At 61.6% G+C, this 12,695-nt stretch carries 11 protein-coding genes; 3 read left to right on the top strand and 8 right to left on the bottom strand.

Annotated elements, in window-relative coordinates; genetic code table 11:
* Positions 1 to 37: 37 nt before the first annotated feature.
* The 8 genes from HY962_03915 to HY962_03880 form a co-directional block, all read right to left on the bottom strand.
* Entirely contained in the window at positions 38 to 871 is an 834-nt protein-coding gene (locus tag HY962_03915) for a prolipoprotein diacylglyceryl transferase (protein MBI5646054.1), read from the bottom strand.
* Positions 872 to 875: 4 nt separating this feature from the next.
* A complete protein-coding gene (locus tag HY962_03910) occupies positions 876 to 1,271 on the bottom strand; it encodes a hypothetical protein (GenBank protein ID MBI5646053.1) in 396 nt (131 codons plus the stop codon).
* Positions 1,272 to 1,435: 164 nt separating this feature from the next.
* Positions 1,436 to 1,906, bottom strand: coding sequence for a PTS sugar transporter subunit IIA (locus HY962_03905; GenBank protein ID MBI5646052.1), 471 nt, complete (start codon positions 1,904 to 1,906; stop codon positions 1,436 to 1,438).
* A gap of 37 nt (positions 1,907 to 1,943) precedes the next feature.
* Entirely contained in the window at positions 1,944 to 4,463 is a 2,520-nt protein-coding gene (locus tag HY962_03900; protein ID MBI5646051.1) for an NTP transferase domain-containing protein, read from the bottom strand.
* A gap of 100 nt (positions 4,464 to 4,563) precedes the next feature.
* Positions 4,564 to 5,082, bottom strand: coding sequence for a hypothetical protein (locus HY962_03895; protein ID MBI5646050.1), 519 nt, complete (start codon positions 5,080 to 5,082; stop codon positions 4,564 to 4,566).
* 2 nt (positions 5,083 to 5,084) lie between these two features.
* The gene (gene metG / locus HY962_03890) at positions 5,085 to 7,163 is read right to left on the bottom strand and encodes a methionine--tRNA ligase (protein MBI5646049.1); all 2,079 of its coding nucleotides are present in this window, start codon (positions 7,161 to 7,163) and stop codon (positions 5,085 to 5,087) included.
* Positions 7,164 to 7,242: 79 nt separating this feature from the next.
* Positions 7,243 to 8,655 carry a sigma-54-dependent Fis family transcriptional regulator gene (locus HY962_03885; protein MBI5646048.1) on the bottom strand — a complete coding sequence of 471 codons (1,413 nt, stop codon included), beginning with the start codon at positions 8,653 to 8,655 and terminating at the stop codon, positions 7,243 to 7,245.
* 16 nt (positions 8,656 to 8,671) lie between these two features.
* Positions 8,672 to 10,705, bottom strand: a complete 2,034-nt coding sequence (locus tag HY962_03880; protein MBI5646047.1) for a PAS domain-containing protein — start codon at positions 10,703 to 10,705, stop codon at positions 8,672 to 8,674.
* 194 nt (positions 10,706 to 10,899) lie between these two features.
* Here HY962_03880 and HY962_03875 point away from each other — a divergent pair, with 194 nt between their 5' ends.
* The 3 genes from HY962_03875 (at position 10,900) to HY962_03865 (ending at position 12,642) form a co-directional block, all read left to right on the top strand.
* A complete protein-coding gene (locus tag HY962_03875) occupies positions 10,900 to 11,466 on the top strand; it encodes a sigma-70 family RNA polymerase sigma factor (GenBank protein ID MBI5646046.1) in 567 nt (188 codons plus the stop codon).
* The gene (locus HY962_03870; GenBank protein MBI5646045.1) at positions 11,441 to 12,091 is read left to right on the top strand and encodes a zf-HC2 domain-containing protein; all 651 of its coding nucleotides are present in this window, start codon (positions 11,441 to 11,443) and stop codon (positions 12,089 to 12,091) included. The genes HY962_03875 and HY962_03870 overlap by 26 nt, the downstream gene beginning before the upstream one ends.
* 65 nt (positions 12,092 to 12,156) lie before the next feature.
* Positions 12,157 to 12,642 carry a hypothetical protein gene (locus HY962_03865; protein ID MBI5646044.1) on the top strand — a complete coding sequence of 162 codons (486 nt, stop codon included), beginning with the start codon at positions 12,157 to 12,159 and terminating at the stop codon, positions 12,640 to 12,642.
* The last annotated feature ends 53 nt before the right edge of the window (positions 12,643 to 12,695 follow it).

The following is a 12,695-nucleotide window of genomic DNA, read 5'->3' as shown; positions in this document are numbered from 1 at the left end:
ATGGAGAGGTTACCGTACTGCGCGGCGGCCGCAGGGCTCAGCGTTTGCGCTGCGCGGGTTCGGGGAGATTCCGGCCGCGCATCAGCAGATAGATGCCCCAGATGATGAGGCCCAGCGACACGAGCTGCGCCTGCGAGAGGCCGGCAAAAAGCAGCGGGTTGAGCCGGATGAACTCCACCAGGAAACGCGCCGTGCCATGCAGCACCAGAAACCAGCCGAACTGATTCCCCGGCGCCAGCGTCTTTGTGCGGCGCAGATACAGGAACAGGAACAACGCGGTCGCCAGCAGTATTTCGTACACGGGCGCCGGATGCACCGGGATGTCGGCGGGAATGGGCTGCCCGGGGAAGATGCGCGCGTAGGCGTCGGCGAGCTGCGTGTTGATGCTCGATAATGTCGGCACTGTTCCGTGGGGATATGTCATTGCCCAAGGCAGGTCCGTGGGGATGCCGTAGTCGCCGTCTCCCGCGAGCTGGCACCCGACGCGGCCGAAACCATAGCCGATGGCAAGCGCGGGCGCGGCTACATCGGCAAAGGACAGCAGCGAGAGTTTCCGCGAGCGGAAGTAGAGAAAGATGAACAGCGTCGCAAGCAGAAAACCGCCGTAAAACGTGAGCCCTCCCGACGAGAACAGGGTCTCGGTCGGCCGCGCGAGGAATTCGCTCCAGTTCTCAAGGATGTGAAACAGCTTGGCACCCGCCACGCCGCCGATAAGGCCGAGCATGGTGACAGTGGTTGCCAGACCTGGATCACGTCCGAGCCGCCGCAATTCCGCGGTGAGCAAAAGATTGCCGACGAGGAAGGCGATCCCCAGCATGAGGCCGTAGCTGTAGATCGTGATCGGGCCGATTTTCAGAAGTTCAGGGTACATCGTGTCACCGCGTGTGCACTTCTATGAATGCGCCGCGTTTCGGCACTGCTGTGACGATACGGACGCTTGAGTCTGTCACATGAATCACGCATTCGTTGGTCACCGGACCGGGCTTAATCAGCGCGACGTCGTATCGGCCGGTCAGGTCGAACAGGTCCACCATGCCCTCCGCGCTCCCCGAAGCCGGCAGCAGCATGCCCCGCGCGCGCAGTCCCTTGAGCGTGAGTTCGATGCGTTTGCCCGCAACACGCTGCTCGACGGTGATCTCGTAGCGGAAATGGTTGAATTCCTCGACCGTGTGGAAATGGAAACGCACACACTCCCTCTTCTCGCGCGGATTGAACGCGCGGTAGACGTCAAGCGTGTATTCGATGGGCCCCTTGTCTATGCGGGGGAACATACGCGTCCGAGCCGGTGTGGAGGAAAAACAGAGGTGGTTTTCAACATCTTTGCAAGGTACAAAACGCGGTGGAAATTCGACAATGCAGTTGGGAATCGCCTGCGCGGAACAAAACAGGGCATGCCCTCGCGAGCATGCCCTGCGGTTTCGTGCTACACTGCGGATTATACGTCGAGGTAGTTCATCTCCTCTTCGCGCAGTATCTCGAGCACTTCGCTCGAACTCGCCGCCTGCAAGAGGCGGTTGCGCAGTTCTTCCTTGTTCATAAGCCGCGAGATGCGGCTGAGCAGCTTGATGTGCGCGCCGACCAGGCTGTCCTTTCCGATGAGCAGAAACAGGAGACGGACGGGCTCGTGATCGAGGGCCTCGTAATCGATCGGCTGTTCTGTGATGCCGAAGGCCGCGACGATGTCGGACACAGCGTCGGTCTTGCCGTGCGGAATCGCGAAGCCCTTGCCGACACCGGTCGACATGATCTTCTCGCGCTCGAAGATCGCCTGGCGGACCTTCTCGAGGTCCTTCACCTTGGGAGACGACGCCGCGAGCTGTATGATCGCGTTGATCACGTCTTCCTTCGACTCGCCCGCAATCTTGACGCTGATGAGTTCTTCGTTGAGTATGCTGCTGATTTTCATTGGGTCTCGTCGTCAATACGACAAATGATTCACGAATCTACGCATTATCGCGCCATTGCACAACTTTCGATTCATATTCCTCGGCGATCGCGCGCGCGCGCTCGGGACTCTCGGCCTCAACGTAGATGTGGAACAGCGTCGTCTCCTTGCTCGGGAGCAGAAGCACCCAGTTGCGCACGTCGAACACAATCTTGATTCCGTCAATGAGCACACGCTGCTGCTGCTCGCTGTCGCGCATGGCGTAGCGCATGACGCGGCCCTTCGCGTCCCAGTCGCAGTGTACGTCCTTCTGCGCCGTATGCAGGACCTCGAGCTGCGCGTTTACGTCGCCAAGTTTCCATCCGGTTGCCGCCATCAGCTCGAGCAGTTTCACGATGCTGTACATGGCGTCGGTTGCGAAGGAGAACTGCGGGAAGATGAATCCGCCGCGCGTGCCGCCGACAAAGGCGAGTTCCGGATCGTCGATCACGGCGTTCATCATGCCGAGATGTGTCGTCTGCGTGCGGACCAGTTCCGCGCCGTATTCCGCGGCCAGCAGGTCCATCACGCCCGTGCCGGTGACGGGACAGCCGAACTTCTTCACGGGTGTTCCGCTGCGGCGTGCCGCCTCGAGAACGAGCTTCGCAACGATGGCGAGCAGACGGTCGTCGGGCAGAAAACGCCCCGCCTCGTCGGCGACAAATATCTTCTCGGCCCCGGCGTCGATAAGGAAACCGGTGTCGTAGGACAGGGAGCGAACGATGCCCGAGATGTGCTCACACGCCGCCTGGAATTCCTCGGTGCTGCGTGTCAGTTTGTCGGGATCGATGTACGCGTTGAGACTCACCACCTGTGTGCCGATGTCGCCCAAAATGTTCGGGAACACGGTGGAGGCGATGCCGTAGGAATAGTCCACCACGGCGTTGAACGCGCGGCTCTTGATGACCTGCCGGTCGAGTGTTGCAAAGATGCGGCTGCGATAGGTCTCCGTCGTCCTTTCGGGGAAGGAGATGGATCCGATCGACGAGTAGTCGGCGCGGGTGAAGTCCTCCGAGAAGAACTGCCGCTCGATGGCCTTCGTGCGCGCGGTCGCGAGATCCTTGCCGCTGCCGTCGAAAAAGATCACGTCCATCGACCGCTTGTCGAAGGGGGATTTGCGGACGTGGAACCCCGCGGCGCAGCGCCCGTTGCGCAGCTCCTGCCGCACCATGGGAATGGAGGAGGTCTGCATGTCGACGATCGAGACGCCGGCCGACATCAGTCCGCAGGTGATCGCGCGCTTGAGCATGCGGCTCGCATTGTCGGGATCGCGGCTCGACAGCACGAGGCGTCCCTGCCCCACCACCGCACCGAGCGCCGCGCCGACCTTGGCCCCGAACTCGGGAGTCATTTCGATGTTGGTGATGCCGGTGATGCGCGCGTCGGTGAAGAGTTCCTTCAGCCACTTGTCTTCCCACACCAGACTCTTCGACAACGTCGCGCCGTCCTCCACCACCTTGTCGGGCCAGAGTTTGATGTTCGGCTGCAGATAGGCCTCGCGGCCGATCGTGCATCGGTCGCTGATGAAGACGTTCTCGGCGATTGTTGCGCCCGTGTATACGGCCGTCTCGTATCCGATCACCGAATCCGAAATATGCACGTTCTCGTCGATGCGGCACCCGTCCCAGATCACGGAGTTCTGTATCACCGCGCCCGCGGCCACGTCGACATCCCTGCCGATCACCGAGTTGGTGAGGCGGGCGGTGTCGGCGACACGCGCGCGGTCGCCCAACACGACGGTTCCGCCGATAATCACATTCGCGGGCTGCCACTGCACCTCGGTGCCCACCACGGCCGACCCCTGCGCGATCCCGGGCTTGTCGAGACCGACCTTGCCCGCGAGGAAATCCATCGACGCCTCCTGATACTCGTTCAGTGTGCCGACGTCGCGCCAGTACCCCTCGGCGATATACCCGCAGAGCTTCAGTCCCTCCTGCATCATGAGCGGGAAGAGATTCTTGCTGAAGTCGAAATCCTGCTTGTAGGGAATCAGATCCAGCACGTGGTGTTCGAGAATGTAGATGCCCGTGTTGATGGTGTCGCTGAACACTTCACCCCAGGACGGCTTCTCGAGGAAACGTGTGATGTTCCCCTCGTCGTCGACGATCACGACGCCGAACTGCAGAGGATTGGGCACGCGGGTGAGGACCAGTGTCGCGTCGGCGCCCTTCTCCTCGTGGTAGCGCATCGCCGCGCTGAGGTCGAAATCCGTCAACACGTCGCCGCTGATGATGAGCACGCGCCCGTCGCCGAGCTTCTCGGCCGCGTTACGCACGCTGCCCGCGGTGCCGAAATCGGCCTCGGCCTGCATGTACTGCATCGTGATGCCGAAATCGTGCCCGTCGCCGAAGAAGTTGCGGATGGCCGCGGGATGATAAAACAACAGCGAGACGATGTCGTCGAACCCGTGCCGCTTCAACAGCTCGACGATGTGATGCATCATCGGCCTGTTCAGCATCGGCACCATGGGCTTCGGGATGTTGCAGGTCAACGGACGCAGGCGGGTGCCGAACCCGCCGGCCATGATGACAGCCTTCATGTGATCCTCAAGGAAACGTGGAATACGCTGTGTGGGGGTCTCGCCGGTGATTCTCCCGGACGACACAAGCTACAAAAAGGGCCGCGCAGAGCCAACAAACTCAGAAGGGCTGCGGCGGCAGATTCACGAAATCGACGGTGATGTCGATACCGCGGCGGAACGCCCCCGCGCCGAGGTCCACCGGCGCGTGCGCGGCCGGATTGCCCGTCATGGTGTACACGCCCACCACGCGCCAGTCGGCAAACGGATTCGCCGCGTACTGCTGCGCGACCGCCACGTATTGGAAAACGCCGCTGAGCCCGGGCATACGCAACGTGTAGGTCTGCGTGTCCTGATTCAGGACCAGTTTATCCGAAAAAAGGAGAGTCCCGTTGAGGTACTCCTGCAGGATGTTTGTCGGCGGGAACACGCGTATGGCCACGACGCGCAGGTCCATCAGACTGTCGGCCGCGGGCCAGCGCGAGGTGACGGTGATGGTCCCTTCGAAACCCGGCGTCTCCGAGGCGGACGCGCGCGCCATGTCGGGCGAAAGCCCGTGGTCGCACGACAGGGCGAAACAGGCGAACAAAATCAGCGGGAGGCCTGTCGCGAGAATGCCGCGTGTGTGCGCGCCGCTCATGCCTACTTCACCACACTTCCCGGTACGGCCGCCGGGTCCGCCGCGACAAGCAGCGGCGCCTCGCCACCGATGGATGAGGCGAGCAGCATACCCTGCGACTCGACGCCGCGGATTTTTGCGGGGGCGAGGTTCGCCACGACGACCACCTTGCGTCCGGGGAGGTCCGCCGCCTCGTACCGCGCGCCGATGCCGGCCACGATCTGCCGCGTCTCGCAGCCGATGTCAACCTTTAATCGGAGCAGCTTGTCCGATTTTGGAACACGCTCGGCCTCGAGCACGAGCCCCACACGCAGATCGAGCACACCGACACTGTCGATGCCTATCTGGTCCTTGAACGGCGCATACTCCGGAGCGGGCGCCGAGGCGGGCGCGGTTTCCTGCGCAGGCGCGGCGGTGTCGAGACCCGCGCCGAGCAGCGCCGTTGCGGCCTCGATGGCGCTGTCCTCGATTTTGGTGAAGAGGATTTCCGGCGCGCCGATGGTCTGCCCTTCCGCGAGTGTGCAGGACTGTATTGCCTCCCACGACCAGGGCGCCTCGGGAGGAAGCTGCAGCAGGCGTTTGATCCGTTCGGCTGTTTCCGGCAGCACCGGCGCGAGCAAAATGCCGAGCGCGTACACGGCGTCGAGACAGGTACGGATGGTGGAGGCCGCGCGCGCGGGATCGTCTTTCACCCGCTTCCAGGGTTCGGCGTCGTTGAAGTACTTGTTGCAGAGCCGCGCGAAGTTCATCGCCGCCTGCAAACCGTCACGGAATTTGAAGCGGTCGAATGCTGCGCCCACCGCTTCGGCCGCGGCCCCGAATTCCGCGCGGAAGGCGCGGTCGGCTTCGTCAGCTTCGATGGCGGCGGGAACGCGTCCCTCGAAATTGCGATGCGCGAAGTGGACCGTGCGGTTGATGAAATTGCCGACGATGTCGGCGAGTTCATTGTTGTTCCGCGCCTGGAAATCGCGCCAGGTGAAATCGCTGTCGCGCGTCTCGGGCATGTTCATCGTGAGCGTGTACCGCAACGGATCGGCGGGGAAACGGTCGAGAAATTCATCGACCTCGATCGACCAGTTTCTGCTCTTCGAAAACTTCTGTCCTTCGAGATTGAGGAATTCGTTCGCGGGCACGTTGTCGGGAAGGATGTAGCCGCCCTTCCCCATCAACATGGCGGGGAACATCAGGCAATGAAAGACGATGTTATCCTTGCCGATAAACGCGACGTAGCGCGTCGATTCGTCGCACCAGTACTGTTTCCAGCGCTCGGGATCACCCTGTGCCGCCGCCCACTCCTTCGTGGAGGAGATATACCCGAGCACGGCTTCGAACCAGACGTAGAGCACCTTGCCCGCCGCGTTGTCGAGCGGCACTTTTACGCCCCACTCAAGATCGCGCGAGATGGGACGGTCGGACAGCCCGGCCTTCAGCCAGCTCCGCACCTGCTGCAGCACGGTGTCCTTCCAGTCGTTTTCGTGCCCGTCGACAAAGGCCTCGAGCCGCTCCTGATAATCGCCGAGCGGGAAATACCAGTGTGTCGCGTTGCGCACGACGGGCGTCTCGCCCGAGAGCAGGCTCTTCGGATTGAGCAGCTCGGTCTGCGCGTAGTACTTGCTGCAGTTTTCGCACTGGTCGCCGTACGCGCGGTCGTAGCCGCAGTGCGGGCAGGTGCCGGTCACAAAGCGGTCGGGCAGGAACATGCCCGCGTGCTCGTCGAAGAGCTGCTGCTCGACGGCGCTGCGCAGAAGTCCGCGCGAATGAAAATCGAGGAACCACTCGCGCGCCGTCTCGTGATGCAGCGGCAGCGACGTGCGCGAGTAGTTGTCGAAACTGATGCCCGCGCGCGCGAAGGCGCTGCGGTTGATGTCGTGATAGCGGTCGATGATCGTCTGCGGCGTGCTCCCCTCCCGCGTCGCGGAGATCAGGATGCTGACGCCGTGCTCGTCGGAGCCGCAGATGTAGACGACATCCGTGCCGCGCAGGCGGTGATACCGCACGTAGATGTCGGCGGGCAGATAGGCGCCCGCAAGATGGCCGAGATGCACCGCGCCGTTTGCGTACGGCAGGGCGGATGTGACGAGAAGGCGTTTCCAGTCAGGCATGATTGTCGCTGTCGTGTGTGCCGCGCGCGGAGCGACGGCTGTCGCGTCCGCGCGCAGGTGATCGTCGCCGGAGTCGGGATCAGGAATGAGCGTTGCTTCCCCCGCCGCGGCCGGACGGAATGTGTATCTGATAATCGTAGATCTTCGTGTACAGGGTGCGCAGACTGATGCCGAGTATGTCGGCCGCTGCGCGCTTGTTGTAGTTCTGCTCCTTCAGCACGCGCTCGATGTGTATCGATTCCATGTCGCTCAGCGACATCTTCGCCACTTCGCTCGAAGGGGCGCCCATGGTTTCGTTGCCGTTCGCGTAATCGAGCATGATGTCAGCCGGTTCGATCACGTCGCCGCTGGTCAGGATGATCGCGCGCTCCACCACGTTTTCGAGTTCGCGCACGTTGCCCGGCCAGTAGTAGTTGACGAGTTTCTGCATCGCGGCCGGACTGAACTGCTTCGTTTCCTTCCCGCGCGACTTGGCCTGCAGGAAATGCTCGACCAGATCCGGCACGTCTTCCTTGCGGTCCGCCAGCGGCGGAAGGTTGAGCGCGATCACGTTGAGGCGGAACAGCAGGTCCTCGCGGAACGTGCCGAGCTTCACCATTTCTTTCAGATTCTTGTTCGTCGCGGCGATCACACGCACGTTGGCCTTCATGGCCTGCGTGCCGCCGATGCGGCGGAACTCACCCGTCTGCAGGAAGCGCAGCAGCTTGGGCTGTATCGACAGACTGATCTCCCCGATTTCGTCGAGGAACATGGTGCCGTTGTTCGCCACTTCCACCATGCCGTGTTTCAGCACCATCGCGTCGGTGAATGCGCCGCGCTCGTGCCCGAACAGCTCGCTCTCGAGCAGGTTCTCGGGAATGGACGCGCAATCGAGCGCCACGAAGGGTTTGTCCTTCCTGCTGCTCATCTTGTACAGCAGGTTCGCGACCACCTCCTTGCCCGAGCCGCTCGGACCCGTGATGAGCACGTTGCTGTCGGTCGGCGCCACCTTGTACACGGTGTCGAGCACCTGCTGGAACGCGGAACTCGTGCCGATCACGTTTTTCGCCTGATGCCGGCGCTCGAGTTCCGATTTGAGCAGCACGTTTTCGAGCTTCAGCTTGCGATGGTCGAGTGCGCGCTCGATCGTCTGCAGCAGTTCCGTGAGATTGTACGGCTTCGTCACGTAGTCGTACGCGCCGAGTTTGACGGTCTCGACCGCGGTGCGCACGTCGGTGAAGGTGGTGAGCATGATCACCTCCGAACTCAGCGTGTTCTCGCTGATGTGTTTGAGCACCTCGATGCCGTTCACGCGCGGCATCTTGATGTCGAGGAGGATCACGTCGTATTGCTGGCGCTGGATCTTGTTTATCGCCTCGATTCCGTTGATCGCGTTGTCGCACACGTAGCCGTTTTCGATAAGCTTCGCAGTAAGGACATCGCGAAACAGTTTCTCGTCGTCCACAACCAGGATGGATGCGCCTGATTTTGCTTTCGGTTCATTGCCGGTCATTGCTTCGCTCGCGCGTTCATTGAGGTGTCTTGGGGAGGGTGAAATGGAATTCGGTTCCCATGCCGAGTTCCGACTGCAGCCAAATTCTGCCGCCGTGATGTTCGACGATTTTTTTCACGATGGTGAGACCCGCGCCGTTACCCTCGTACTCCTCGCGCTGATGCAGACGCTCGAAGATCTTGAAGATCTTCTCGAAGTACTGGGGTTCGATGCCGATACCGTTGTCGCGGATCGAAAACTCGTAGAAGCGTTCGTCGAATTCCTTCCACGCGATTTCCACGACAACCTTGTCCTTGTCGTTGAACTTGATCGCGTTGCTCAGAAGGTTGAAGAACACCTGCTCGACACGCGTGCGTTCGCCGTGCACCTGCGGGAGTTCCTCGGGAAGTGTGATCTGCGTCTCCTTGGTGGAGATCCTGAAGCTCAGACTCTGGCTCACGCTGCTGATCACGTCGATGATCTTCACGGCCTCCATGGGTTGATTCATGCGGCCGATGCGAGACAGCTCGAGCAGCGAGTCGATGAGCGACCCGAGCCTCTGCGAGAAGTCCTTCAGGTTGTTGATGTACACTTTCGCCGTGTCGTCGAGTGTGTCGTAGTACTCGTCCATCAGCAGGTTCGAGATGAACGAAATGCCCGCAAGCGGCTCCTTGAGATCGTGCGACACCACGTAGGCGAACTCGTCGAGTTCCTGGTTCTGCTTTTTGATCTCGATGGATTTCTTGAGCGACTCGAAGTACAGGATGGCGTTCTCGATGGCCCCTCCCACCGTCATGCCGAGCGCGGAGAGGAAGCTGAGGAATTCCTCCGACCGTGTGAGCGGCTCCTTGACGAGTATCACGAGCATGCCGAGGAACGAGGCCTTCGGCAGCAGGGGCAGGATGAGTTTCGAGCGCGGATGCGCGGTGCCGTCGGCCGCTGTCAGAATCGCCATGTGCGACAAGTCGTGCAGCAGCACCTCGCCCTCTTCCGCGAGCACGCGGTCGTCGGGCGACGGCGTGAGCATTTCCGCGTACCGACCGCGCAGCGCGCGCGGCTCGCTGACAACGAGCGCAAGGGAGCCGTCCGTCCGATTTTTCAGGAAGATCCCGCCCAGCACGCCGTTGAATTTTTCGACGAGGCGCTGCAGCGCGATGGAGCAGATGGCCTCGAGTTCCAGGGTCTGGCTGATGCCCAGCGACAGATGGTTCATGAACTCGAGCTGGTCCTTTTTCTCCTCGAGCGCGCGCTGTGTGCGCAACGTCTCGGTCACATCGCGCCCGATGAGCAGGGTGCCGAGCAGCGAACCGTCGGCGCTGAGCAGGGGCGTCAGGTCGATGAGCGCCGGAAACACACCGTCGTCGCGGCGCCGCAGCGTCACCATGCGCTGACACTTGCCGCGCGTGCGCGCCTCGCGCTCGAGCGCGGCGTACGTCCCGTCCTCCTCCGCCGCCTGGTCGAAAAGCCGTGACGCATGCATGCGTCCGACCACGTCGGCGCGTATATGCAGAAACATGCGGCAGGCGCCCTCGTTGAAACTCAGTATCGTGCCGTTGGTTCCGATGGCGATGATGCACGTTTCGGTGCTGCTGTCAACAATTGCCGTGAGAAAGCCGTTTAATTCCGAGATCTCCGCCGTGCGTTCTTTCACGAGCAGATTGAGATCGCCCCGCGGTTCCTCGTGCTGCGGCATGGGCACGTCCAGCGGCTGCACGCATACCGAATCGCGCCCCTCGAAGGACGCGGGCGAGAGCAGGAACAGAAACGGCACACTCGCGCCGTCGGCATCGAGCTGCGCGCAGCGCTGCAGACGCGGACCCGCGCCCGCCGCCACCGCCTCGAAACCCTCGGCCAGTGTCTCACTACCGATTTCCGGCAGGAACAGCTTCTCGAAGCCCGGCATCCCCTCCCGGAGTTCGTGCCGCTCGAGCCACGCCACACCTTCGGCGTTCGCTGCGTGTATACCGGTCTGTCTGTCATAGAACAGAACCGGCGAACCGAGGAACGCACAAATATTGGCTGCCTGCTCCGAGGCACCCAGTGACGGAGCGTGTGACTTTGAGGTTTGCAACTATTTCGTAGAAGTGGGGCGAATGTGGATGATGCTCCAACAAAAATCAGCTAAGACAAACTCAAAAGCAAGCGCTATTGAAAGAATTACAACACTATTCCATCGGGTTTTGATTTGATTCGTGACATGATGTTATCGAGATTAAACCCAGATGCGGCACATGTTTCTAAATTGCGGACCAGAAAAGCACACGAATGAGAAACCGAACCGACCAGGAATTGATCGCGCTGTGCAGGCAAGGCAGGCGCGATGCGTTCAATGAGGTCGTGCGGAGGTATCAGGACAAGGTGTATTGGCTGGTCCGGCGTCTGGTGTCGGACCATGACGACGCCCTCGATATCGCGCAGGACGTCTTTGTGCGCGCCTACCACGGCGTGGCGGATTTCCGCGGCGATTCACAAATCTTCACATGGCTGTACACCATCGCCCGGAATCTCAGTCTCAACCACCTTCGTCGGAAAAACCTGCGCAACTTTTTTCACATCGACAGCATCATCGACTCCGCGCCCTCCGACGCGGCCGACGCGCCCGACACAACGATGGAACAGAGCGAGACGCGCACCCTCATCGAGGCGGCCATCGACACACTACCAACAAAACAAAAGCAGGTGTTCCTGCTCCGCTACTACGAAGAAATGCCCTACGAACAAATCGCCGCGCTGCTGAACACAAGCGTGGGCGGACTCAAGGCCAACTATTTTCACGCCGTGCGCAAAATCGAGGAGCATGTCAAACATGCGATGCACATCCCTTCAATCTGAACTGCCCGACTATCTTGCCGGCGCCCTCGGCGACGAGGCCGCGCGCGAGGTCGAAGCGCATCTGGCGCAATGCGCGGATTGCAGCGCGCGTGTCGACGAGTTGCGTCCCCTCTTCACGATACTCTCCGTTGAGAAGCGGGCGCCGCGTCCAATGTTCACCGATGCCTCCTTCATCGTCGCGGTCAACGCGCGCATCGACGCGCCGCGCGCGCGGGCTTGGAGGCCGGGCCCCCTGTTCACGCGCCTCGCGCTTCCAGGTATCGCCGCGGCCTGCCTGCTCGTGGGAATCATACTTTTTGGTCCGAATATACCGCCGTCCGACGACACGCTTGTCTCGACGCACGAGATCAGCACCATCCTGGGTAGTCTCGACGAAACCCAGCGCGACTCGCTGCGCGGTGAACTCGTCGCGGCAAACGCGGCCGATGGCGGCGCCACAACAACGCTGCCCGCCGTCTCCGACGCGGCCCTCGAAGGACTCGATGTCACGGGCGTCCTGTTCTCCGATGTCGCATACCCCGAGCTTGTGCGCGCCGGAAGCGCGTATCTCGACGACGAGACCCTGTTCGAGCTGCTGCCCGCCGACGCTATCGACAGCGCCGCTCCATCGGTCCCGGCCCAGTAACACATCGGGAACACTTCCCACGCCCGCATTCGACGCCCCCACTCTGTTGCCAAACAGGAGTCACCATGAACACCCGATATTTTCCCCTCCTCCTCCTCCTTCCGCTCACGCTGATCCTCACCGCAAACGCCTGCGCGCAAGACGACGAGCCGGGCGGCGTCAACGGCCGGCAGCGACTGGAGCAATACCGGCATCTGAAGATGATCGAGGCGCTGGACCTGAACGAGGAGCAGGCCATACGGCTCTTCGCCCGCGAGAAGGAATTCCGCGCGTCGGAAAAGGCCCGCGCCGAGCAGCGGCAGGACATTCTCGCGCGGCTGCGCACTCTCTCGAAAGGCACACCTTCCGAAGCCGACGTCCAGAAGGAAATCACCGCGCTGACAAACATCGCCGCCGAAATGGCCGCGGCGCGCCGCGACTACGTCCTCGGGTTGAAGGACCTCCTCTCCACCAAACAGATCGCGCAGCTCGTCGTGTTCGAGGACACGTTCATGAAGGAAGTGCGGCGCATCCTCGAATCGCAGAAGGGCCGCCGCCTGTTGAACAGGTAAGCGGGGTGAAGGCGGCGTCGCGCTCCGTCCTTCAGATAGGAAAAGACTCGGTC

This window comes from Ignavibacteriota bacterium (assembly GCA_016218045.1).
Taxonomy (GTDB): Bacteria; Bacteroidota; Ignavibacteria; order SZUA-365; family SZUA-365; genus JACRFB01.
Note: the sequence above shows the minus strand (reverse complement) of the source record. Positions and strands in the feature narration are given on the sequence as shown.

Excerpts from the sequence above, each read along its gene's own strand:
- HY962_03895 (MBI5646050.1), bottom strand. The coding sequence starts at position 5,082 with ATGAGCGGCGCGCACACACGCGGCATTCTCGCGACAGGCCTCCCGCTG.
- HY962_03915 (MBI5646054.1), bottom strand. The coding sequence starts at position 871 with ATGTACCCTGAACTTCTGAAAATCGGCCCGATCACGATCTACAGCTAC.
- HY962_03900 (MBI5646051.1), bottom strand. The coding sequence starts at position 4,463 with ATGAAGGCTGTCATCATGGCCGGCGGGTTCGGCACCCGCCTGCGTCCG.
- HY962_03885 (MBI5646048.1), bottom strand. The coding sequence starts at position 8,655 with ATGACCGGCAATGAACCGAAAGCAAAATCAGGCGCATCCATCCTGGTT.
- HY962_03870 (MBI5646045.1), top strand. The coding sequence starts at position 11,441 with ATGCGATGCACATCCCTTCAATCTGAACTGCCCGACTATCTTGCCGGC.
- metG (MBI5646049.1), bottom strand. The coding sequence starts at position 7,163 with ATGCCTGACTGGAAACGCCTTCTCGTCACATCCGCCCTGCCGTACGCA.
- HY962_03875 (MBI5646046.1), top strand. The coding sequence starts at position 10,900 with ATGAGAAACCGAACCGACCAGGAATTGATCGCGCTGTGCAGGCAAGGC.
- HY962_03905 (MBI5646052.1), bottom strand. The coding sequence starts at position 1,906 with ATGAAAATCAGCAGCATACTCAACGAAGAACTCATCAGCGTCAAGATT.
- HY962_03865 (MBI5646044.1), top strand. The coding sequence starts at position 12,157 with ATGAACACCCGATATTTTCCCCTCCTCCTCCTCCTTCCGCTCACGCTG.
- HY962_03910 (MBI5646053.1), bottom strand. The coding sequence starts at position 1,271 with ATGTTCCCCCGCATAGACAAGGGGCCCATCGAATACACGCTTGACGTC.